Below are 20839 nucleotides of genomic sequence, written 5' to 3'. Positions count from 1 at the left end.
CAAATGGCCTGTTCTATGCATTTGGGCTGAAAATACCCACATTTTGAGTTTGTGAGTGCTGAAAAATTACATACCAGAAAGGCCTTTTGGTGCTCCTGGTCCGTAATAGGTTTTTTGCTTGCCTGAAACTAGTTGGTTTTGTGGCTGGAATCAGAGATGTGTGGCCTGGGCAAAATAAAGCGCAAACCTTTTGGTTTGCGCATTCTTTATAGTCCCTTGTATTGTTTGGTTAGATATCTTGATAGAACCACAAGACCAACGGTCTCTGTTATGTGGTAGATCATGGAGGTCCAGACTATCCCGACTTCACGGCCCATGAGATACACTGTCTGCATCTGTAAAACTCCAAAGGATATCAGGAAAAGTCCCAGGATAACCGCCGCTGCTATCTTAAGATATCTGTCGCTTAAGAAAATTCCTGTCATCATAACTCCAAGTAGTATGGCTGACAGGATCTCAAGGTATTTAAACCCATGAGTCATGTTGTAGAGCATGACGAAGGTTCCGTCGCTCATGCCTGTTCCTGAGGACAGGGCATCCATAAGAATTCCAATAAACCGTCTGTACATGATAGAAGTGAAATCGTAGATGAGCTCAGCTCCAATGAAGATAACAGCCCACAGCTGGATAAGCCTGTTTACTGAGTTGACAGATAGGGCAGCAAGCTTGCTTTTCCCAAAGACCTCTTTTTGAAGCTCGCCAATTCCCTGTTGGTCTTCTTTGGGAACAAGCTTCATATAGTGATTGAGCTTTTGCCAGACCTTGAAGAACATAAATGCTATGACAATGATCTGGATAAAGGATATCGTTATCTGAGCTCTCCACAGGACTATGTCCATCATGTCAGGAGAAGTGATATTGCTCTTTTTAAGGATGATCCTTATGGCTCCTTCAAGGCATGCTGCAATTATCTTAACTACAGCAACTTGCAGTATTGTGCTGGAAAGAATTCTTTTTTTGATATTGATATACAAAATTTTGTGCCTTTCTGCATTTCGTTTCGTATAAATCTATAGATAGAATACCATATTATTAAATTTATTTAAATTTTCGCCATGTTACAACATTGGTGCAAAAAACCATGATATCGTTGTTTATGGATTGAAATTTTATTCCAGCGATTTCCAGAGAGGGGGAAATTATTTTGAAAAAAGATATCTTTTTAAAAATCTGTTCATTACTTCTTGCTGCATGCATCGTGCTTGCCAGCGTAACTGCAGTACAGATTGGAAGAGTCTATGCAGGAGAAGGCTTTGTGGACACAGAAGGGGATAATGATCTTTTGGACTTTGAGCCAGATTCAGATCCGGAACCAGAGCCAGAACCGGAACAAACTCCTGATTCACCAGCTGATTCTGATCAGGGCAATCAGTCAGAACAACCAGATTCGGCAAAATATCAGCCAGATCCTTTTGACTACAATCTTATCTGCTACACTCCAAGCATCAGTTTTGGAACAGTATTTAAGGGAGATGCGGTACCAGCCAAGCAGTTTTCTATTGTAAACGTTGGTCAGAATCCTTTTCCACTTACATGGGAGGAAATTGATCAGTACACAGCATTTGACCTTGGCTATATAAGTCCTGATCTCAACATGGATCCTAATGAGTCAGTTACTTTTTCAATAGCCCCAAATGAGAATCTGAGGCCTGGAAGCTATGTGGCAAGCTATATATTCTTCTCGGCTAATGATATAAGGCGTAATCACACAGCAAGAGTTGACGTGACAATTACAGTTAAGGACGTTGCTCCGTACATCTCGGATATTCAGGTGACTCCAGCATCTGTGACTATTCCTGCGGGAAAGAGCTACAGGTTCGATGCTACAGTTTATGGCGGAAATGGATATGATCCCACGGTCATCTGGTCTCTTGTAGGAAGTCAGAGTACAGGAACACAGATTGATACAAATGGAACTTTGACAGTAGCTTCAAATGAGACAGCAAGCTCTTTTGCAGTAATAGGAACCTCCAAGCAGGATCCATCCTTCGCAGACAGGTCAATTGTAACCATATCAAGTGTTGACTACATAGTCAGTGTCAAGGCTGATCCGTCAGACGGCGGAGCAGTTGCAGGAGGCGGAGCTGTACGGTCAGGAGGAAACTGCAGCGTATCAGCATCTCCAAATAACAACTATGTATTTAAGGGCTGGTATGAGGATGGCAAGATCATCTCAAACAGCGGAACACTTAATCTTACAAACATTACCTGTGACAGGACTTTGGTAGCTAAGTTTGAGAGAAATTCCTGTTACATAAGGACCAGTGTAAACGATGGTAACGGCGGAAGTGTTACAGGTAGCGGCTCTGTAGCTTATGGCGGAAAGTATACCATCACAGCAAAGGCTAACTCAGGATATACCTTCGCTGGATTTGTGGAGAACAACAAGACTATTTCAACAGCCTCATCTATCGAGCTAAATAACATAACATCAGACAGAAATATCACAGCTGTATTTAACAGAGAAAAGTGTAACGTAAACATCACCATTAACCCTCAGGATACTGGTAAGGCAGAGGGCGCTGACAAGTACAGCAAGGGCTCTAAGGTTAAGCTAAAAGCAAAGGCTTACGATGGATTTGAGTTCTATGGCTGGTCAATAAATGGCCAGATCGTTTCGTACGATTCAGAGTACACCATCGACAAGATCAAGAGTGATGTAAACATCGTGGCTAACTTCATGAAGAAGAACGCCACAACCTATAAGCTCACTTCTGGAATAGCTAATGCAGGAGGAAGCATTGTTCCAAGTGGTGATCTTGTAGTGGCAGAAGGAAGCAGCGTAACCTACAATATCGTTCCTGCGGCTGATTACAATATCACTGCAGTAATGGTTGATGGCAAGAACATTGGCGCAGCTTCAAGCTATACATTTAATAACATCAGAGGCGGACATTCAATTACAGCAAGTTTTGAGAAAAAACCTGCTCCAGCCCCTGCAAATAATAAGCAGACAACAGGAAATACCACCAGGAAAGCAGCTGCTAAAAAGACGGAGGCTCCCAAGCAGACTGAGTACAACGATAACACTGCAGCTGAAGGCGCTGTTCCTAAGCAGAAGATTGTCGATGTCACAGTTCCCGAAAACACCAGTGAACTTGAGGGAGAGGAGTACGAAGATGACGTATATACAGAGGCTCAGGAAATTCCCGATTCAGAAGTCCCACTTGCAGCAGGAAGTGTTATGGCAAGACATGACATGGATGAAGACACTCTGAAGATCCTTATAAATGATGACGCGGTTCTTCCAATGCTCAGGGAGGCTTTTGAGGATGGAACACTCCAGATCACAGTAAACAACAGCTATGCAGAAGATACACAGGAAACAGCAGCTCAGCTCTACTACCAGAAGCCAACCCTTGTAAACTTTGAGGATGTAATAGCAGAGACACTGTCTGCTGATGAGAAGTTTGCAGTGCTTACTGGTACACCAGTTTCCTTCAACATTGATATCAGCGAGAACACAGACTTTGTGGATGCTACCACCAAGGAGCAGATGCAAAAGAAAGTCGGTTATAAGCCAGTCAGCTATTTTGACTTCCTTATCATGAAGTCCATGGGCGGTGAGACAACAGTTATCAACAAGACGGCATCAGAGCTTGAGGTAGTAGTTCCTATTCCTGCAGAGTATCAGAAGGAAGGAAGAAAATTCTTTATCATAAGAAATCACAATGGAGTTGTGGATGTCCTTGAAGATATCGGTGATGACCCTACTACCATCACATTCAGGACAGACAGATTTTCTGAGTATGCCATTGCATACGAAGCGATCAATATAAACAAGCTGATCTTCAGATTTGCGATTATAGCAGTAGTTTCACTTATACTTGCAGTTATATGCTTTGCAAACCTTGTAAAATACAAGAGAACAGCCAGAAAAAGAGCGAAAAGATAATAATAATTTTGCGTAAAGATGTGTTATAATATTTTGTATAAACACACATGCGCATAGCGCTTTTTAAAAGGGATAAAAACAACTAACGAAAGGCAGGAAAAGGACATGAACAAGACATTTAGTAAGGGCGAGATTATTTTCCGCGAAGGAGATAATGGTGAGAGCTTTTTTGAAGTGATCAAGGGCCTTGTAGGCGTATACACCGGCTATGGCACAGATACCGAGCAGAAGCTTACAGAGATCGGTGCAGGACACATTGTTGGTGAACTTGCACTCATCGATGCTTTTCCACGAAGCGCAACAGTTGTTGCTCTTGAAGACACCGAGCTCACAGAGGTTACCATTGACCAGATGAGAGCTTACTTTGAAGGTTCACCTGACAAGATCAAGTTTATCCTTGGAGAGCTTGGTGAAAGACTTCAGAGACTTACAGACGACTATACTGATGCATGTGTGACTATCAGAGAGCTTTATCCTGTTAACGAGGAGCGTAAGCCTGGTATCGCTGACAAGATCAAGAAGTTCGTAAATGCATACAACCTTCTTGATAAGTCAAAACAGCCAAGTGCTGAATTCCTTAGAGAAGCTAAAAGAGCTGGCGATAAGGATGCATCTGGCAAGAATGTTGAGAAGTACGGAAAAGGAACAATCATCTTCAGAGAGGGTGAGCCTGGAAAGTGCATGTATGATATTCACTTTGGTACTATCGGCATCTATACAGGCTATGGCACACCTCAGGAGAAGTGCCTTACTACTCTGTATGCAGGCAAGTTCTTTGGAGAGATGGCTCTTCTTAGCGGAGAAACAAGAACAGCTACAGCAGTAGCTCTTGAGGAGGGCACAATGCTTGAATCTATCTACATGGATGACTTCGAGGATATCTTTAAAAAGAATCCTGCTGAGATCGAGGCTATTATCAAGCATGTTTCCTTCAGAATCAGAAGACTTACATATGAGTATGTCAATGCCTGCAAGATGATCTATGATGCTGCTGATGCTGAACTTAAGAATTCAGTAAGCGATGAGCTCAAGAAGAAGGCACAGGATTATAAAGAGAATTACTTTGGATGATACTAGTCTTTAAAGGTGCCCGCTCTTATCTAAAGAGCGGGCACAACTTTTATCTGAAGCTATAAAGCTTTGAGCAAGGAGAAGAGAATGGCTGATTCATCAAGAATCATTCAGGAAAACATAATGAGGAATATGGCAGAGGGTGTCATGTCCATAGGCTTTAATGGTGAGATCACCTTCGTCAACCCGGTTGCAGTAACAACTCTGGGACTTCCTGATGACTGCGTTGGAAAAAAATTTGCGGCGTGCTTTTTTGACAGTATCAACAACGACCAGTTTACTCAGATGGTGCTGGATGCTGTGTACGACAGGACCAAATCCCATGAGGGAATCGTGCCCTATATCAGGGGAGACATAACCCTTCAGCTTCGTGTTGTCACTTCCTTCCTTCAGGAAAATGGCGAGAAGGTTGGAATTATCGTTGTGTTCAGCGATCTTAGCGAGCTTATAGATCTTAGAGATGCGGTAAAGAGCATGGAAAAGATAAGGGCCTTAAACTCACAGCTTGAGCTTAGAAATAACCTCTTGTCCGAGACCTTTGGAAGGTTCCTGTCCGACGACATTGTAAAGCAGCTTCTTGATACTCCTGACGGACTTCGCCTTGGAGGTAAAAAGAAAGAGCTGACTGTCCTTATGAGTGATCTTAGAGGCTTTACTGCCATGAGTGAGAGGATGGATCCTGAAGATCTTATCACCATGCTCAATCACTACCTGGGTGAGATGACAGATGCCATTCAGAGCAAGGAGGGCACCATCATTGAATTTATGGGCGATGGAATCTTTGCCATTTTCGGAGCACCACTTGAGAATGAAAGCCACGCAGCAGACGCTGTTGCTGCAGCTCTAGATATGCAGAGCAGAATGGAAGCAATCAATAAGTGGAACATTGAAAGAGACTATCCAATCCTGGAGATGGGTATCGGTATCAACACCGGCGAAGTAATTGTTGGAAACATAGGCTCTGAAAAGCGTACCAAATATGGAGTTGTAGGAAGCAACGTAAACCTCACAGGAAGAGTAGAGAGCTACACCATTAATGGTCAGATTCTGATCTCCCAGTCCACCAAGGATGCCATAATTTCAGAGATGTCTATTGCAAAAGAAATTGTGGTTCATCCAAAGGGAGTCAAAGGAGATATGAAGCTCTTCCAGGTAATCGGAATTGGAGAGCCCTATAACCTCTTTGTTGATGTAAAGGGCACTGCGCCTGATAAACTTCAAAAGATCATCCCTGTAACTTTCTATCTCATAGAAGGTAAGCACGGTGAAAAGAAATCTCACTACGGCGGAATCACTGCCCTGGGACAGGACATGGCTGTAATCGAAACCGAGGCAGAGCTTAATGTCTACGACAACATGCAGCTGGAAGCCGGAGGAGAACTGTACTGTAAGGTGATGGAGAAAAATGATGATGGCTATCTTATCCATTTCACCTCGGTTCCATCGGGTTACAAGGCCTGGAAACAATATTTCGTAGAAAAGTAAAAAATTGTACTTTTATTTTTGCCATATGTTCATTGAGAGATGAACATAGAACGGATATAATTAATGCATAGTTACAAGTTGAGGGGCAATCCACCACATGAAAATATCATTTGACCTGGATGAAGTACTTTTTGTTTCTCCAGATACTTACGAAGTAGAGCCGGAATTAAGGTTTCCCTTAAACAGGATGTTTCCGGAGCGCCTAAGAAAGGGCACTGTGTGGCTCATTAATGAGCTCCATAAGAGGGGCTTTGAAGTGTGGGTGTATACCTCTTCCTTCAGGACGGAGGTGTACATAAGATCACTGTTTCGGCAGTACGGAGTTAAGTTCGACCAGATTGTAAACGGCTACAGACATAAGGCTGAGGTGCAGGGAGACCGGGAGATGACACTGCCCCAGAAGATGCCTCAACACTACAGGATATCTCTCCATATCGATGACGAGGATGCGATCATCCAGAATGCCAGAATCTATGGTTTCAGGGCAATGCAGGTGTATGAGCCTGATCCTGACTGGGCACAGAAGATCATCGATGAGGCTGAGAGGATCAGAAAGCTTGAAGAAGGGAAATAAGCCGTATGACCGATAGCGAAAAGAAAGACAGAATCAGATACGTAGAATCCCTCCTGACTGAGAATGGGGCCATCGATGCCAAAATACAGCCGCGAGGTCAGGGTAAGGACGAAAAAAGGACCATTTTCTGGTTCAATGGCAATTACTACAGACTTGGTGAAGTTACCTTTGATGGAATTGATGATCCATACATTGTAGTGAGTTGCACAGATACCAAAAAATATGCTGAATATGGGCTTTTTGATGACGTTCATGCCTTTGAATATACTTTATCAGATGAGGAAACAAAAACTGAGATCCGATTTGCCATGGGCATCGAGGACCTTTTTACAAGTTGATAACATCCGCCTTATAGAGACTGACTCAAGTAAAAAAGGAGACAGACACCTTAAGGCGGCTTTTTTATGAATGAGAGCGGCAGACAAGGGCCTTTGATTTTGAGGAGAACTTAAAAATGTCAGGCAAGATCAGTATTTTATTTCCAGATAAGAATTTAGATTTTAAGAAGCTTTCAGACGTGGCTGTCCATGACATTGGCATGGACAGCATTGTTTGTAAGGTGACAACTAAAGTCTCAGAACAGACATATATCATGAATGTTATGAGGCTTATTTGTGATGACGTAAAAAACGCCAGGTTCAGAAGCGATGTCTTTGAGGATATCCTGAACAATAAGAAGATGCGGGACGACATCGTGGAGATCCTTGATAAGATCAATTTCCTTAGGGAATTTGGTTCCTTTAAGCATGACCACGACCACGAGCCCCAGGTGTGGGATCTGCTCCACAGGCTCTCAGAGCTTGATGACTATATTAAGAGCATCGAAGCTGTGACAGTCTGCCTTAAGGATGCGGACATTCACTCAGAGGGACTTTTATCCCTAAAGGCTTTCGTTGAAAAGCTCTATAACGACAACGGCTTTGGGGAGCTCAAGGCGGATGTTGCTGACCTTCGTGCCACCACACAGAACCTTAAGAGTGTAACCCTTGGGGTAAATCTTAACGAGCGCTTTGAAGCCTGTGGCATCGGAATCGTATCCCTTAACAACAAGCCCTTTACCAAGTCTGGAATCGTTGGCCGTTTTGCTGATAAGATCTCGGGAAAAGACAATGTGAAGGACGGAAATGACTGGGATGGAGACTACAAATTCGAGGAATTTAAGGCTCAGAGCCCATACGTAAACAACACGATTCCTGTAATCCCACCTCTTAGCCCCATGGCACTTATGAGCATCAAGTACATCTCTGAAAGTGATGACCAGATCAGGAGCGTCACAAACTACATGGATGACATCACAGAGAGGATGCTAAGTAAGACGGTAAAAAAGCTTCGTGACGTACTGTCTAAGTACACTACACTTACCATCACAGACATTACGGACCTTATGCCAGAGTTCATCTACTATATAAGATGGGCTGAGTATATCGAGAAATTACAGGGAAGGGGACTTGTCTTTTGTAAGCCTGATGCCATTGAACCTTTAGATAGTGCGGGTGCTCTGTCACTTGATGCGAAGGGCGTCTACAACATGAAGCTGGTTCTTGATGAATCTGCAAAGAGGGAAGGTATTGTGCCAAACGATATCTCTTTTGATAAGGACCGAACCCTCTACATCCTTACAGGAGCCAACAGAGGCGGCAAGACCACCATCACTCAGGCGGTGGGACAGCTCTTTTTCATGGCCCAGGGTGGAATATACGTAGCAGGAAAAGAGTTCAGGTACGTGCCAACAGATACGATCCTGACGCACTTTCCGGCGGATGAGGACAAGACTTTAGATCTTGGAAGACTCGGCGAAGAGTGCAAGAGATTTAAAGAGCTATACGAGGAGGCGACAGATAAGAGCATACTGCTTCTAAATGAGACCTTTTCAACCACCTCCTTTGAGGAGGGCTACTATATCGCCAGGGACTGCTCAAAGGCGATCCTCAAAAAGGGGATAAGGACAATCTACAACACCCACATGCATAAGCTTGCCATGGATATAGGTGAGATCAACGAGGGGGCTGATAAGGCTAAAGCCGCATCCCTTATCGTTGTATCTGAGGAGGGCAAGCGCTCCTATGAGGTAAAAGTTGCGCCGCCAGTGGGACTTTCCTATGCCGGAGACATCGCTGAAAAATATGGCGTGACTTACGGTCAATTGGTTGAGGAATAATGGATATAGTGTTATTATGTCTTAGGTATTAGAAACTGTTAGTTTTTAGTAGAAAATAATGAAGGAGTCAGGGGAGATGGAGCGTTACAAGGAAGAGTTTATTGAGTTTATGGTGGACAGCAATGTTCTTAAGTTTGGAGAGTTCACACTTAAGAGTGGCAGAAAGTCACCATTTTTCATGAATGCAGGTGCGTATGTTACAGGATCACAGCTGCGTAAGCTCGGCGAGTACTATGCAAGAGCTATTCACGACACCTTTGGTCTTGAGTTTGATGTTCTGTTTGGACCTGCATACAAGGGCATTCCTCTTTCAGTAGTTACATCAGTTGCGATCAGCGAGCTCTACGGAAGAGAGATCAGATACTGCTCAAATAGAAAAGAGATCAAGGACCACGGCGACAAGGGAATCCTGCTTGGAAGCAAGCTCCGCGACGGAGACAGAGTCCTTATCATCGAGGATGTTACAACATCCGGCAAGTCAATCGAGGAGACAGTGCCTATCATTCAGGCACAGGCTGACTGCGATATCGTGGGACTTATGGTTTCACTTAACAGACAGGAGAAGGGTCAGGATTCAGATATGAGCGCCCTTGACGAGATCAAGGAGAGATACGGTTTCTCAGCTCATTCAATCGTTACAATGGAGGATGTAGTTTCATACCTCTATAACAGACCGATCGATGGAGAAGTTCTTTTGACCAAGGACATCAAGAAGGCCATCGACGATTACTACGCAGAGTACGGCGCAAAAGCTTAATATATTCTTAGGGGGTTACATTTATGGAAGAGCGTACATACAAGGTTCTTGGTGGAACAGGAGCTTTAAATATCACCTTTGGAGTTGTATCCATTGTGGTTGGACTTACAGCAGGAGTGCTTCTTATCATCAGCGGAGCTAAACTCCTTGGCAGCAGAAGGAACGTAATTATTTAAGTCTATGAAGAAGATTCGCATCAAAAAATTTGAACCGGTCAGAGACCGATATATGTTTACCGACAACAGACATCCCGAGAAGGGCGTAATGTCTGCAATTTTAGGAATCATTTCAGTAAGTGCACTCATTGCCGCCGTTGTATTTACCTACAACGACGGTGGTCAGGCACAGCTTAGATACGCCGCAGCGGCTTTGGTTGCGGCCATTTTTTCTGTTGTGGGTCTTGTTCTGGGGATCATGTCCAGGCTTGAAAAGGACATCTTCAAGCTCTTTCCCAATCTTGGAATAGTGCTTAATACACTATCCATCGCATTTGTAATATTCATTTTAGTGTTAGGACTTAGTTGATCATGAACAGTGAAGAACTTATTTTTGAATTTGAAAACGGAGAAGATGTAATCCAGGAGAGACTTGATCTGGCAGCAGAGAGAATTGGGGAGTTGCCATCAGAGTCTCTTTCTAATGAGAAGTTTGATGACTATTTTAAAAGAACTGCCGGCTTCGTATCCATGGTTCTTGATACCTACAAGTGGGTCCTTGAGGGAGGTCCTGACAAGGATGATCTTGCTTCTTTGCAAAAGAGAAACAGACAGCTCTTTGAGGATATCCTTCCAGAGAACTACGCAGTAAGCTACGGTAATCCGGACTATGCAGTAGAAAACCTTTCCAAGGACTACGGACAGCTTCTTTCTTCTTTATATTTTGAGCTCAGATCCATGATCGGATACGCCTTTGAGAAAAAGAAGGAAGAACTTGTGATCCGCATAGAGCTCTTTTTAGAAGTATACGGAGTGTTCAAGGCAACTGACGAAAGTGGCGCCCTTCCTAAGTTTGAGGACCTCAAGAAGATCATGTACTGGTTCTACAGTGACTACGCAGAGACAGAGCGTATCGCCCGCTTTGCCAGCATCGTAGATCCTTCCGAGAGCTTCTTTAGAGATATCATCACAGGCAGCGACCTTTCAGATGTTCGCTATCTGTATAAGTTTGGTGAGTACATCACAGACAATGAGATTAAGACAGCGGAGCATCTTGCATCCTTAAGTCAGGAAGATATCGACAGGATGGCCACAACCTTCACAGAGGGTTATCGCATCGGCTTTGAGATGACAGGTAAGGATATCACCATCAAGAAGACCGCTTCTATTATCTATAACCTGGGCTTTGAGAGGATAATCAAAAAAGCTATCGAGAACCTCAAGGCTATCGACCTTGATTCAACCATCTACAGATCAATACAGAGCACCTTCTACATGGGTGGCAATGCCACAAGAAGTGCCTGCACAGGAGCTGTACCAAACAAGCAGTTCGACTACGACCACAAGGATGATGAAGGTCTTTTCCTTGACAGTCAGCTTGTTAACAGAAGGCTCGAGGCTGTAAGGGCAGCAGGTGAAAAGTACAAGGCTAAGGCCAAGCTCTTTGGCGGACCTGCAGTAATTGAGGTGTTTGGAGAGAATCCATTCTCACCACAGCCCAAGGCAAATGCAGTTCAGCTTAGCGCTTCTCAGAGAAAGATGATGGGTGAGTATAAGGTTCAGGCTTCCCTTATTACCAATGAATATATTATTGGAAAAGAAAGAAGCTTTACCATTATCTCTTTCCCTATTCCTGAGATCGGTGAGAACTTCAAGACTATCTTTGATGAGGTAGTAAGGATCAACACTTTAGATTACAAGCTCTACCAGACCATCCAGCAAAGAATAGTGGATGCCCTTGATGAAGCAGAGTATGTGGAAGTTAAGGGAATGGGAGACAACCATACAGACATTAAGGTTTGCATGCATGAGCTTAAGGATAAGTCCAAAGAGACCAACTTTGAGAACTGCGTTGCTGATGTAAACATTCCTGTTGGAGAGGTATTTACTTCACCAAAGCTCACAGGAACAGAGGGCGTGCTTCACGTAACAGGTGTATATCTTGAGGGTCTGTTCTTTAAGAATCTTGAGATCAATTTCAAGGATGGCTGCACGACAACTTATACCTGCACTAACTTTGAGTCTGAGGAAGAAAACAAAAAGTACATAGAGGACAACATCCTCTTTAACCACAAGATGCTCCCTATCGGAGAGTTTGCTATTGGAACCAACACTCTGGCTTATGTCATCGCCAGAAAGTATGGAATAGAAGAAAGACTTCCAATCCTCATCGCGGAAAAGACAGGACCACACTTTGCTGTGGGTGATACCTGCTACTCATACGAAGAGGACAACGTTACTTACAATCCTGATGGCAAGGCTATCGTGGCAAGGGAAAATGAGATCTCCTGTAAGAGAACTACTAATCCTTCTGAAGCATACTTTAGCTGCCACACAGATATCACCATTCCTTATGATGAACTGGGCAGTATCAGGGCAGTGAGAGCAGATGGAAGCAGTGTTACCATCATCGAGAAGGGACGCTTTGTTCTTCCTGGAACAGAAGAACTCAATAAGCCCCTTGACGGAGAGTTTTAATTGTTAAAATTTTCGTAAAATATATGGCACTATATTTAGTATTATGGTATGATATGACCGACTAAATATTGAATTTTTTTCTACATCATTGGAGGATAATAGCTATGCCACAGGTTGGAATTGTAATGGGAAGCGATTCAGATATGCCAGTAATGAGCAAGGCAGCTGATATTTTGGAGCAGCTGGGCATATCCTATGAGATGAGAATTATCTCAGCTCACAGAGAGCCTGACGAATTCTTTGAATATGCAAAAACTGCTGAGGACAAAGGCTTTAAGGTCATCATCGCAGGAGCAGGAATGGCAGCACATCTTCCAGGTATGTGCGCGGCTATTTTCCCAATGCCGGTTATTGGTATTCCGATGCATACCACTTCCCTCGGCGGAAGAGATTCACTTTACAGCATAGTACAGATGCCATCAGGAATTCCTGTGGCAACAGTTGCTATAAACGGAGGCGCTAACGCAGGCCTTCTTGCAGCCAAGATTCTGGCAACCAGCAATCCGGAGCTTTTAGGCAAGCTCAAGGACTACAGCGCATCTCTCAAGGACGCTGTTGTAGCCAAGGACAAGAAGCTTTCGGAAGTTGGCTATAAGAATTACAACTAAATAAAGAAAAATATCATTTCAAACGTAGTAAGGAAAGGGAGAACAAATGGCACTGGATTACAAAAAGGCGGGAGTTGATATTGAGGCAGGCTACAAGTCTGTTGAACTGATCAAGGGATATGTCAAGGAGACAATGAGACCTGAGGTACTTGGAGGTCTTGGCGGATTCTCTGGAGCATTTTCCATGAAGGGGATCAAGGACATGGAGGATCCAGTTCTTTTATCCGGAACAGACGGTGTAGGAACCAAGATCAAGCTTGCATTTCTTCTTGATAAGCACGACACAATCGGAATCGATGCGGTTGCAATGTGTGTAAACGATGTAGCATGTGCCGGGGGAGAACCCCTGTTTTTCCTGGATTATATAGCATGTGGCAAGAACTATCCTGAGAAGATAGCTGCCATAGTTAAGGGTGTTGCAGAGGGCTGCAAGCAGTCTGACTGTGCACTTATCGGTGGTGAAACTGCTGAGCACCCAGGTCTTATGCCTGAGGATGATTACGATGTAGCTGGATTTACAGTTGGCGTTGTAGACAGAAAAGATATGATCGACGGATCAACCATCAAGGACGGAGACGTTCTTATCGGTGTTGCCAGCAGCGGTGTTCACTCAAACGGATTTTCTCTAGTAAGAAAGGTCTTCGAGATGACAAAAGAAAGTCTCGAGACATACTACGATGAACTTGGAATGACCCTTGGCGAGTGTCTTCTCACTCCAACAAGGATTTACGTACATATGATGAAGTCCCTTAAGAACGCAGGCATTAAGGTTAAGGGCTGCAGCCACATCACTGGCGGCGGATTCTATGAGAACATCCCAAGGATGCTCCCGGATGGAATCAAGGCTGTTATCAACAAGAACAGCTATGACATTCCACCTATCTTTAAGCTGATGCAGAAAAAGGGCGAGATCGAAGACCAGATGATGTACAACACCTACAACATGGGACTTGGAATGGTTCTTGCCGTTGATCCTGCAGATGCAGACGCTGCACTTAAGGCAATCGAGGCAGCAGGCGACAAGGCATGGGTAGTTGGCAGAGCCGCAAACGGTGAAAAGGGTGTTGAACTGGTATGAAGATAGCTGTACTGGTGTCTGGAGGCGGAACTAATCTCCAGGCCATAATCGATGGAATAAATAACGGAACAATTACTAACACAGAGATTTGCCTTGTGTATTCCAACAATCCTGGTGCCTATGCACTGGAGAGAGCCAAAAAGGCTGGAATCCCAAGCGTATGCAAGTCTCCCAAGGACTACGAGACAAGGGCAGAGTTTAATGAAGCTCTTTTACAGACTCTTGTTGAGGCTGATCCGGATCTCGTGGTACTGGCTGGATGTCTTGTGGTAATTCCTGAGAGCGTTGTAAAGAGGTTCCAGGGCCGCATTATCAACATTCATCCATCACTTATTCCATCATTTTGCGGAACAGGTTACTACGGACTTAAGGTCCATGAGAAGGCTCTTGAGAGGGGCGTAAGGGTATCTGGTGCCACAGTGCATTTCGTGGACGAGGGGACAGATACAGGACCTATCATCCTTCAAAAGCCCGTGATGATAAGAGATGACGACACAGCAAAATCACTTCAGCAGCGCATTATGGAGCAGGCTGAGTGGAAGATCCTTCCTATGGCCATCGACCTTATAGCCAATGGCAGGGTTAAGATTGTGGATGGTCATGTAGTAATTGATGATTATGACGACAAGGTTCTTTCAGAACTGTAAATGGGGATAAATAATTAGGAGAGAGGCTACGTATGAAAGTTTTGGTTGTTGGTGGAGGCGGTAGAGAGCACGCAATTGTGGAGGCCGTTTCCAGGAGCAGTAAGGTAGATAAGATTTATTGTGCGCCAGGTAATGGCGGAATTGCGGAGCTTGCCGAGTGCGTTCCAATTACTCCAATGGAGTTTGACAAGCTTGCAGCTTTTGCAAAAGAGAACGCCATTGACCTTACTATTATTGGAATGGACGATCCTTTGGTTGGAGGCGTTGTAGATGTCTTTGAGGCAGAGGGACTTCGTGTATTTGGACCTCGCAAGAACGCAGCTATCCTTGAGGGAAGCAAGGCTTTCTCCAAGGACCTTATGAAGAAATATGGCATTCCTACAGCTGGCTATGAGACCTTTGATGATCCAGCCAAGGCTCTTGAGTACCTTGAGACTGCAAAGTTCCCTATCGTTCTTAAGGCAGACGGACTTGCTCTTGGCAAAGGCGTACTTATCTGCCAGAACCTTGAAGAGGCCAGAGCCGGAGTAAAAGAGATTATGGAAGATAAGAAGTTTGGCTCAGCTGGTAACCACATGGTTATCGAAGAGTTCATGACTGGCCGCGAGGTTTCAGTTTTATCTTTCGTTGATGGCAAGACATACAAGCTCATGAGTAGCGCTCAGGATCACAAGAGAGCAGGGGATGGAGATACAGGACTGAACACTGGTGGAATGGGTAACTTCTCACCAAGTCCTTTCTACACAGAGGAAGTTGATAAGTTCTGCAGAGACAATATCTATGGCAAGACAGTAGAAGCCATGGCAAAAGAGGGCAGAGAGTTTAAGGGAATTATCTTCTTTGGACTGATGCTCACAGAGGATGGACCTAAGGTACTTGAGTACAACGCAAGATTTGGAGATCCAGAAGCTCAGGTTGTACTTCCAAGACTTAAGACAGATATTATAGATGTTGTAAATGCGTGCATAGATGGAACACTTGGGGACCTTGATCTTGAGTTTGAAGACAAGGCAGCTGTGTGCGTTATTCTTGCAAGTGATGGCTATCCACTTAGCTATGAGAAGGGTAAGCTCATCACAGGCCTTGATAATTTCAAAGGCAAGGAAGGCTACTACTGCTTCCATGCTGGCACCAAGGCGACTCCCGAGGGAATCGTCACAAATGGTGGAAGAGTTCTTGGCATAACAGCTAAGGGTGACACTCTTAAGGAGGCTCGTGCTAAGGCTTACGAGGCTACAGAGTGGGTAGACTTTGAAAATAAATACATGCGTCATGACATTGGCAAGGCGATTGATGAAACGGAGGAGTAAGATATGAAAAATCTAAGAAAGAGAGTTTTGTCACTGGGACTTTCTATAGTGGTTTCAGCGGCTATCTTCGTATCAGCAGGTTTTACAGCGTTCGCTTACACTGAGACTACTGGTACAGTAAAAACAAGCAATGTTAAGGTAAGATCTTCAGCCAGCACAACAGCATCACAGGTATCAAGCCTTAGAGAGGGCGATACAATTGATATTGTTGACGAGGCAACAGATGCTTCAGGATATGTATGGTACAAGATCCGTGTCAACAAGAGTGAGTATGGATATGTAAGAAGTGACCTGGTTTCCAAGAAGGGTGGTTCTTCTTCATCTTCATCCACAACTACAACAACCACAACATCAACAACAGAATCAAACGGCGCAGCAGCTGAACTTCCTGCAACTCAGGCTACAGCAGTAGACGCCAAGTCAGCAACCATCACAGAGGAGAGCGTTAACGTTCGTGAGGGCGCTGGCACCAAGTACAATTCTGTAGGTAAGGTTACCAAGGGCGACACTGTTACAATAACAGGTGAAGCTACTGGAACAGATAATAAGACCTGGTATCAGGTAACATTTGGAAGCAGCAACAAGACAGGTTATGTAAGATCAGATCTTCTTCAGGTCAGCGAGGCTGCACCAGCTGAAGGCGGCGAAGGTGAAGGCGCTGAAGGTGGTGAGGGTGAAGGCGAAGTAGCTGAGACACCAGAAGAAACTGAGGAGCCACAGGAAGAAGAGCAGGGACCTGCAGTAACAAGCGAAGCAGGTGACGGACACTACTCACTTGTATATCTTACAGATGATGCAAGCGGAGAGCCTATCTGGTACCTCTATGACAACATCGAAGGTTACAGAGTTAAGGTTAACGAACTCATTGATGCAGCTAAGAGCAGCGATGAAGTTAACAAGCTTGTTAAGACCAACAACAACTACAAGACAATCCTTATCATTCTTGCTGTAGTAGTTGCAGCACTTGTGATCGGACTTATCATTATGGCACTTAAGCTCAGAGATTCTCTTTACTATGAGGATGAAGAGGAAGAGGAGTATGACCGTTACTCACAGCCTTCAAGGAGAAGAGCAAGACCTGACGAGGATGAAGAGGACGAGCGTCCAGCTAGACGCAGACCTTCAGCTGAGGAGAGAACTGTAAGACCTAATCGCGATGAGGATCCTAGGGCAGCAAGACCATCAAGACCAGTAAGAAGAGATGAGGATGCAGAGGACAGACCAGTAAGACGCAGACCTGTTTCTGATGAAGGCGATGATCGTCCAGTAAGACCATCAAGACCAGTTAGAAGAGACGATGAGGGCGACAGACCAGTAAGACCAAGGCGCCCTGAGGGCGATGCTGATGGCAGAAGGAGCTTCAGGGATGCTGATGCAGAGGCTCCAGCTAAGGAAGCTCCAAAGCGCAGAGCTAAGAATTTCATCGGCGATGAGGATGACTTTGAGTTTGAGTTCCTCGATCTTGATGACGACAAGTAATATCTTTACAGGGTTTAAAAGAGTGACGCTACTGCGTCACTCTTTTTATGTGCTTATTGTCATGAAAAAAACTGTATCATATGTTATACTAAATATATCACACAAGGAGGCGCAAAGATGATCATTGAAATAGATTTTAACAGTGATGAAGCCATATATGTTCAGCTCTGCAATCAGATCATACTTGGAATAGCGACCTCCCAGTTCAGGGAAGGGGAGCAGCTGCCAAGTGTAAGACAACTGGCGGAGACCATTGGCATCAACATGCACACTGTCAACAAGGCCTATTCCATATTGCAGCAGGAAGGTTTTGTTAAGATCGACAGGCGAAGAGGTGCGATAATTGCCATCGACATCGACAAGCTCCGGGCCCTGAAGGAAGCTCAGAGCGAACTGGCAGTAGTTTTGGCAAGAGCAATGTGTAAGGGCATTGGACGAGATGATATCCATGCACTTGTTGATCAGATATACGATCACTATGGAGGATAAATTATGGATTCTAAGTTTACAGTAATGGCGAATGAAGCTCTGAAGCTGGCCAAGAAGACAGCAAGAACACTCAAGCTCAACTACGTTGGCACAGAGCACATTCTTATGGGACTCATCTTAGAGGACGGATGCGTGGCATCAAGGATCCTTATTGATAACGGAATAGATGAGAACCGCATGATGGAGATGATAAGAGATCTTATCGTCCCTGATAGCAACGTAAGAACACTGGACAGAGACGGTTTTTCACCAAGAGCTGAGAAGGTCCTTGAAGAGGCCCACAAGATGGCTGAGAGGTTCCACGCGGACAAGACAGGAACTGAGCATATCCTGCTGGCTCTTATCAAAGAGGGTGAGAACGTAGCAGTAAGACTTATCAGCACCATGAACGTGCCAGCTCAGAAGATCTACGCTGAGACACTGGCAGCCATGGGAGAGGACCCAAACCTTGTTAAAGAGGACCTTGGTAAAAAGAGTGCGACAAGTGCCAAGACTGGCAAGAAGCCTTCAATCCTTGCTCAGTACAGCAGGGACATGACAGCTCTTGCTATAGAAGGCAAGCTCGATCCTGTTATTGGCAGAGAGCGTGAGATAAAGAGAGTTATTCAGATCCTTTCAAGAAGGACCAAGAATAACCCTTGTCTTATAGGTGAGCCTGGTGTTGGTAAGACAGCAGTAGTTGAGGGACTTGCTCAGAGGATCGCTTCAGGTGACGTGCCTCTAACAGTACAGAATAAGCGCCTTATGACTCTGGACCTCTCTGGAATGATCGCAGGCTCCAAGTACAGAGGTGAGTTCGAGGAGAGGATCAAGAAGGTCATCAAGGAAGTAGCTGATGATGGCAATATCATTCTCTTTGTGGATGAGATGCACACCCTTATTGGCGCCGGCGGCGCTGAGGGAGCAATCGATGCATCTAATATCTTAAAGCCTTCTCTTGCAAGAGGCGAGATTCAGATGATCGGTGCCACAACCATCAGCGAGTACCGCAAGTATGTTGAGAAGGATGCTGCCCTTGAGAGACGTTTCCAACCTGTTAACGTGGATGAACCCACCAAGGAAGAGGCTACTGACATACTTAACGGAATCGTCAGCAAGTACGAGGAACACCACAAGGTTACTGTAACTCCAGAGGCTATCAAGGCTGCAGTGGATCTTTCAGAGAGATATATAAACGACAGAAACCTTCCAGATAAGGCCATCGACCTTATTGATGAGGCTGCTTCAGCTGTAAGACTTCGCACCATGGGAGTATCTCCCAAGGTAAAAGAGATGGAGAAGCAGGTAGCTGAACTGGACAAGCAGATAGAGGATGCCCTTAAGAATTCTGATTTTACTGCTGCTGGAAGGCTAAATAAAGAACAGAATACTCTGATGACGAAACTTGCCAGAGTTAAGAATGCAGAGGCTAGAAAGCAGAAGTCATCAGGCTTTATAGTAGACGAGAACGACATTGCAGAGGTTGTTGCTGAATGGACAAGAATCCCTGTCAAGAAGATCGCTGAGAAGGAGTCAGAGAAGCTCCTTAAGCTTGAGTCAGTTCTCCACAAGAGAGTAATAGGCCAGGAGGATGCAGTTAAGGCTGTATCCAAGGCTATCAGAAGAGGAAGAGTAGGACTTCAGGATCCAAACAGACCTATCGGATCATTTCTTTTCCTGGGACCTACTGGTGTAGGTAAGACTGAGCTTAGTAAGGCCCTTGCTGAAGCTATGTTTGGTGATGAGAACGCCCTTATCAGAGTTGATATGTCTGAGTACATGGAAGGCCATTCGGTATCCAAGATGATCGGATCACCTCCAGGATATGTTGGATATGACGAGGGTGGCCAGCTCTCTGAGAAGGTCAGACGCCATCCATATTCAGTTATTCTTTTTGATGAGATTGAGAAGGCTCATCCTGATATCTTCAATGTGCTCCTTCAGGTTCTTGATGACGGACACATTACAGATGCCAAGGGCAGGAAGGTAAGCTTTAAGAACACTATCCTTATCATGACAAGTAACGTTGGTGCCCAGAGAATCGTTGATCCCAAGAAGCTCGGATTCGGAGCCGGAGCAGATGCCAAGAGGGACTACGAGGATATGAAGAGCGGCGTTATGGATGAGGTCAAGAAGCTCTTTAAACCGGAGTTCATCAACAGGATTGATGAGATCATGGTATTCCATACCCTTACTGAGAAAGAGATGATGGACATTGTAACCCTTCTTTCTCAGAACCTTTCAAAGAGATGTAAGGCGCAGATGGATATCAATCTCACCATCTCACCAGCTGTTAAGAAGCACCTTGTTTCCAAACATTCCGATGCCAAGATGGGTGCAAGACCTCTTAAGAGAGCTATCCAGCAGACCATCGAGGATGCCATGGCAGAAGAGCTTCTTAAGGGCAACATCAAGGCTGGCATGGATGTAACTGTCACTCTCAAGGATGACAAGATCGTGTTTGTTGGCAAGGATGGTAAGGCTGCATCAGTCAAGAAGGTGCAGGTTAAGACCACAAAGCCGGGGAAGGCTACTAAGGTTGCCAAGGCCGTGACTACCAAGAAACCCAGGGGCAGTGCTGCTAAAAAACCTGCAGCAAAGAAGCCCGCAGCGAAAAAGAAGAAATAAAAATAAGAGCTATCCGTGATGGATAGCTCTTTTTATTGTTCTTTATTT

General features: G+C 44.7%; 18 protein-coding genes. 17 read left to right on the top strand and 1 reads right to left on the bottom strand.

Annotation, left to right across the window (positions count from 1 at the left end; genetic code table 11):
* Positions 1–206: 206 nt before the first annotated feature.
* On the bottom strand, positions 207–974 hold the full coding sequence (locus D6855_RS04875) for a hypothetical protein (protein WP_120738629.1): 768 nt from the start codon (positions 972–974) through the stop codon (positions 207–209).
* Between the two features lie 170 nt (positions 975–1144).
* Here D6855_RS04875 and D6855_RS04870 point away from each other — a divergent pair, with 170 nt between their 5' ends.
* The 17 genes from D6855_RS04870 to D6855_RS04795 all read left to right on the top strand — a co-directional run bounded on the left by D6855_RS04870 (position 1145) and on the right by D6855_RS04795 (position 20791).
* Positions 1145–3895 carry an InlB B-repeat-containing protein gene (locus D6855_RS04870; protein ID WP_120738627.1) on the top strand — a complete coding sequence of 917 codons (2751 nt, stop codon included), beginning with the start codon at positions 1145–1147 and terminating at the stop codon, positions 3893–3895.
* 105 nt (positions 3896–4000) lie between these two features.
* Positions 4001–4966: a cyclic nucleotide-binding domain-containing protein gene (locus D6855_RS04865; RefSeq protein ID WP_120738625.1), complete on the top strand. Its 966-nt coding sequence runs from the start codon at positions 4001–4003 to the stop codon at positions 4964–4966.
* An 87-nt stretch (positions 4967–5053) separates the two neighbouring features.
* Positions 5054–6451, top strand: a complete 1398-nt coding sequence (locus D6855_RS04860; RefSeq protein WP_120738623.1) for an adenylate/guanylate cyclase domain-containing protein — start codon at positions 5054–5056, stop codon at positions 6449–6451.
* A gap of 97 nt (positions 6452–6548) precedes the next feature.
* Positions 6549–7025 (top strand): HAD family hydrolase, encoded by a 477-nt coding sequence (locus tag D6855_RS04855; RefSeq protein WP_120738621.1) that lies wholly within the window; start codon positions 6549–6551, stop codon positions 7023–7025.
* Positions 7026–7030: 5 nt separating this feature from the next.
* Complete coding sequence (locus D6855_RS04850; protein ID WP_120738619.1) at positions 7031–7363, top strand: hypothetical protein; 333 nt, start codon at positions 7031–7033, stop codon at positions 7361–7363.
* A gap of 116 nt (positions 7364–7479) precedes the next feature.
* Positions 7480–9183, top strand: a complete 1704-nt coding sequence (locus D6855_RS04845) for a MutS-related protein (protein ID WP_120738617.1) — start codon at positions 7480–7482, stop codon at positions 9181–9183.
* Between the two features lie 76 nt (positions 9184–9259).
* Entirely contained in the window at positions 9260–9940 is a 681-nt protein-coding gene (gene pyrE / locus D6855_RS04840) for an orotate phosphoribosyltransferase (protein WP_120738615.1), read from the top strand.
* A 23-nt stretch (positions 9941–9963) separates the two neighbouring features.
* Positions 9964–10116 carry a hypothetical protein gene (locus D6855_RS16780; RefSeq protein ID WP_199712402.1) on the top strand — a complete coding sequence of 51 codons (153 nt, stop codon included), beginning with the start codon at positions 9964–9966 and terminating at the stop codon, positions 10114–10116.
* A gap of 4 nt (positions 10117–10120) precedes the next feature.
* A complete protein-coding gene (locus tag D6855_RS04835; protein ID WP_120738613.1) occupies positions 10121–10465 on the top strand; it encodes a DUF6142 family protein in 345 nt (114 codons plus the stop codon).
* A gap of 2 nt (positions 10466–10467) precedes the next feature.
* Complete coding sequence (locus D6855_RS04830; protein ID WP_120738611.1) at positions 10468–12573, top strand: aminopeptidase; 2106 nt, start codon at positions 10468–10470, stop codon at positions 12571–12573.
* Between the two features lie 104 nt (positions 12574–12677).
* Positions 12678–13181, top strand: a complete 504-nt coding sequence (gene purE / locus D6855_RS04825) for a 5-(carboxyamino)imidazole ribonucleotide mutase (RefSeq protein ID WP_120738609.1) — start codon at positions 12678–12680, stop codon at positions 13179–13181.
* A gap of 52 nt (positions 13182–13233) precedes the next feature.
* A complete protein-coding gene (gene purM / locus D6855_RS04820) occupies positions 13234–14259 on the top strand; it encodes a phosphoribosylformylglycinamidine cyclo-ligase (RefSeq protein WP_120739156.1) in 1026 nt (341 codons plus the stop codon).
* Positions 14256–14906, top strand: a complete 651-nt coding sequence (gene purN / locus D6855_RS04815; RefSeq protein WP_120738608.1) for a phosphoribosylglycinamide formyltransferase — start codon at positions 14256–14258, stop codon at positions 14904–14906. The genes purM and purN overlap by 4 nt, the downstream gene beginning before the upstream one ends.
* Before the next feature lie 32 nt (positions 14907–14938).
* Complete coding sequence (gene purD / locus D6855_RS04810) at positions 14939–16216, top strand: phosphoribosylamine--glycine ligase (protein ID WP_120738606.1); 1278 nt, start codon at positions 14939–14941, stop codon at positions 16214–16216.
* 3 nt (positions 16217–16219) lie between these two features.
* Positions 16220–17695, top strand: coding sequence for an SH3 domain-containing protein (locus tag D6855_RS04805; protein ID WP_120738604.1), 1476 nt, complete (start codon positions 16220–16222; stop codon positions 17693–17695).
* 117 nt (positions 17696–17812) lie between these two features.
* Entirely contained in the window at positions 17813–18184 is a 372-nt protein-coding gene (locus tag D6855_RS04800; RefSeq protein ID WP_120738602.1) for a GntR family transcriptional regulator, read from the top strand.
* A 3-nt stretch (positions 18185–18187) separates the two neighbouring features.
* On the top strand, positions 18188–20791 hold the full coding sequence (locus D6855_RS04795; RefSeq protein WP_120738600.1) for an ATP-dependent Clp protease ATP-binding subunit: 2604 nt from the start codon (positions 18188–18190) through the stop codon (positions 20789–20791).
* Positions 20792–20839: the final 48 nt, after the last annotated feature.

It is taken from the genome of Butyrivibrio sp. CB08 (assembly GCF_003625485.1).
GTDB lineage: Bacteria > Bacillota > Clostridia > Lachnospirales > Lachnospiraceae > Butyrivibrio.
This window is presented reverse-complemented; position numbering and strand designations above follow the sequence as displayed.

Excerpts from the sequence above, each read along its gene's own strand:
- D6855_RS04860 (WP_120738623.1), top strand. The coding sequence starts at position 5,054 with ATGGCTGATTCATCAAGAATCATTCAGGAAAACATAATGAGGAATATG.
- D6855_RS04805 (WP_120738604.1), top strand. The coding sequence starts at position 16,220 with ATGAAAAATCTAAGAAAGAGAGTTTTGTCACTGGGACTTTCTATAGTG.
- D6855_RS04835 (WP_120738613.1), top strand. The coding sequence starts at position 10,121 with ATGAAGAAGATTCGCATCAAAAAATTTGAACCGGTCAGAGACCGATAT.
- D6855_RS16780 (WP_199712402.1), top strand. The coding sequence starts at position 9,964 with ATGGAAGAGCGTACATACAAGGTTCTTGGTGGAACAGGAGCTTTAAAT.
- D6855_RS04855 (WP_120738621.1), top strand. The coding sequence starts at position 6,549 with ATGAAAATATCATTTGACCTGGATGAAGTACTTTTTGTTTCTCCAGAT.
- pyrE (WP_120738615.1), top strand. The coding sequence starts at position 9,260 with ATGGAGCGTTACAAGGAAGAGTTTATTGAGTTTATGGTGGACAGCAAT.
- D6855_RS04865 (WP_120738625.1), top strand. The coding sequence starts at position 4,001 with ATGAACAAGACATTTAGTAAGGGCGAGATTATTTTCCGCGAAGGAGAT.
- D6855_RS04830 (WP_120738611.1), top strand. The coding sequence starts at position 10,468 with ATGAACAGTGAAGAACTTATTTTTGAATTTGAAAACGGAGAAGATGTA.
- purD (WP_120738606.1), top strand. The coding sequence starts at position 14,939 with ATGAAAGTTTTGGTTGTTGGTGGAGGCGGTAGAGAGCACGCAATTGTG.
- D6855_RS04800 (WP_120738602.1), top strand. The coding sequence starts at position 17,813 with ATGATCATTGAAATAGATTTTAACAGTGATGAAGCCATATATGTTCAG.
- purN (WP_120738608.1), top strand. The coding sequence starts at position 14,256 with ATGAAGATAGCTGTACTGGTGTCTGGAGGCGGAACTAATCTCCAGGCC.
- D6855_RS04850 (WP_120738619.1), top strand. The coding sequence starts at position 7,031 with ATGACCGATAGCGAAAAGAAAGACAGAATCAGATACGTAGAATCCCTC.
- purE (WP_120738609.1), top strand. The coding sequence starts at position 12,678 with ATGCCACAGGTTGGAATTGTAATGGGAAGCGATTCAGATATGCCAGTA.
- D6855_RS04795 (WP_120738600.1), top strand. The coding sequence starts at position 18,188 with ATGGATTCTAAGTTTACAGTAATGGCGAATGAAGCTCTGAAGCTGGCC.
- D6855_RS04845 (WP_120738617.1), top strand. The coding sequence starts at position 7,480 with ATGTCAGGCAAGATCAGTATTTTATTTCCAGATAAGAATTTAGATTTT.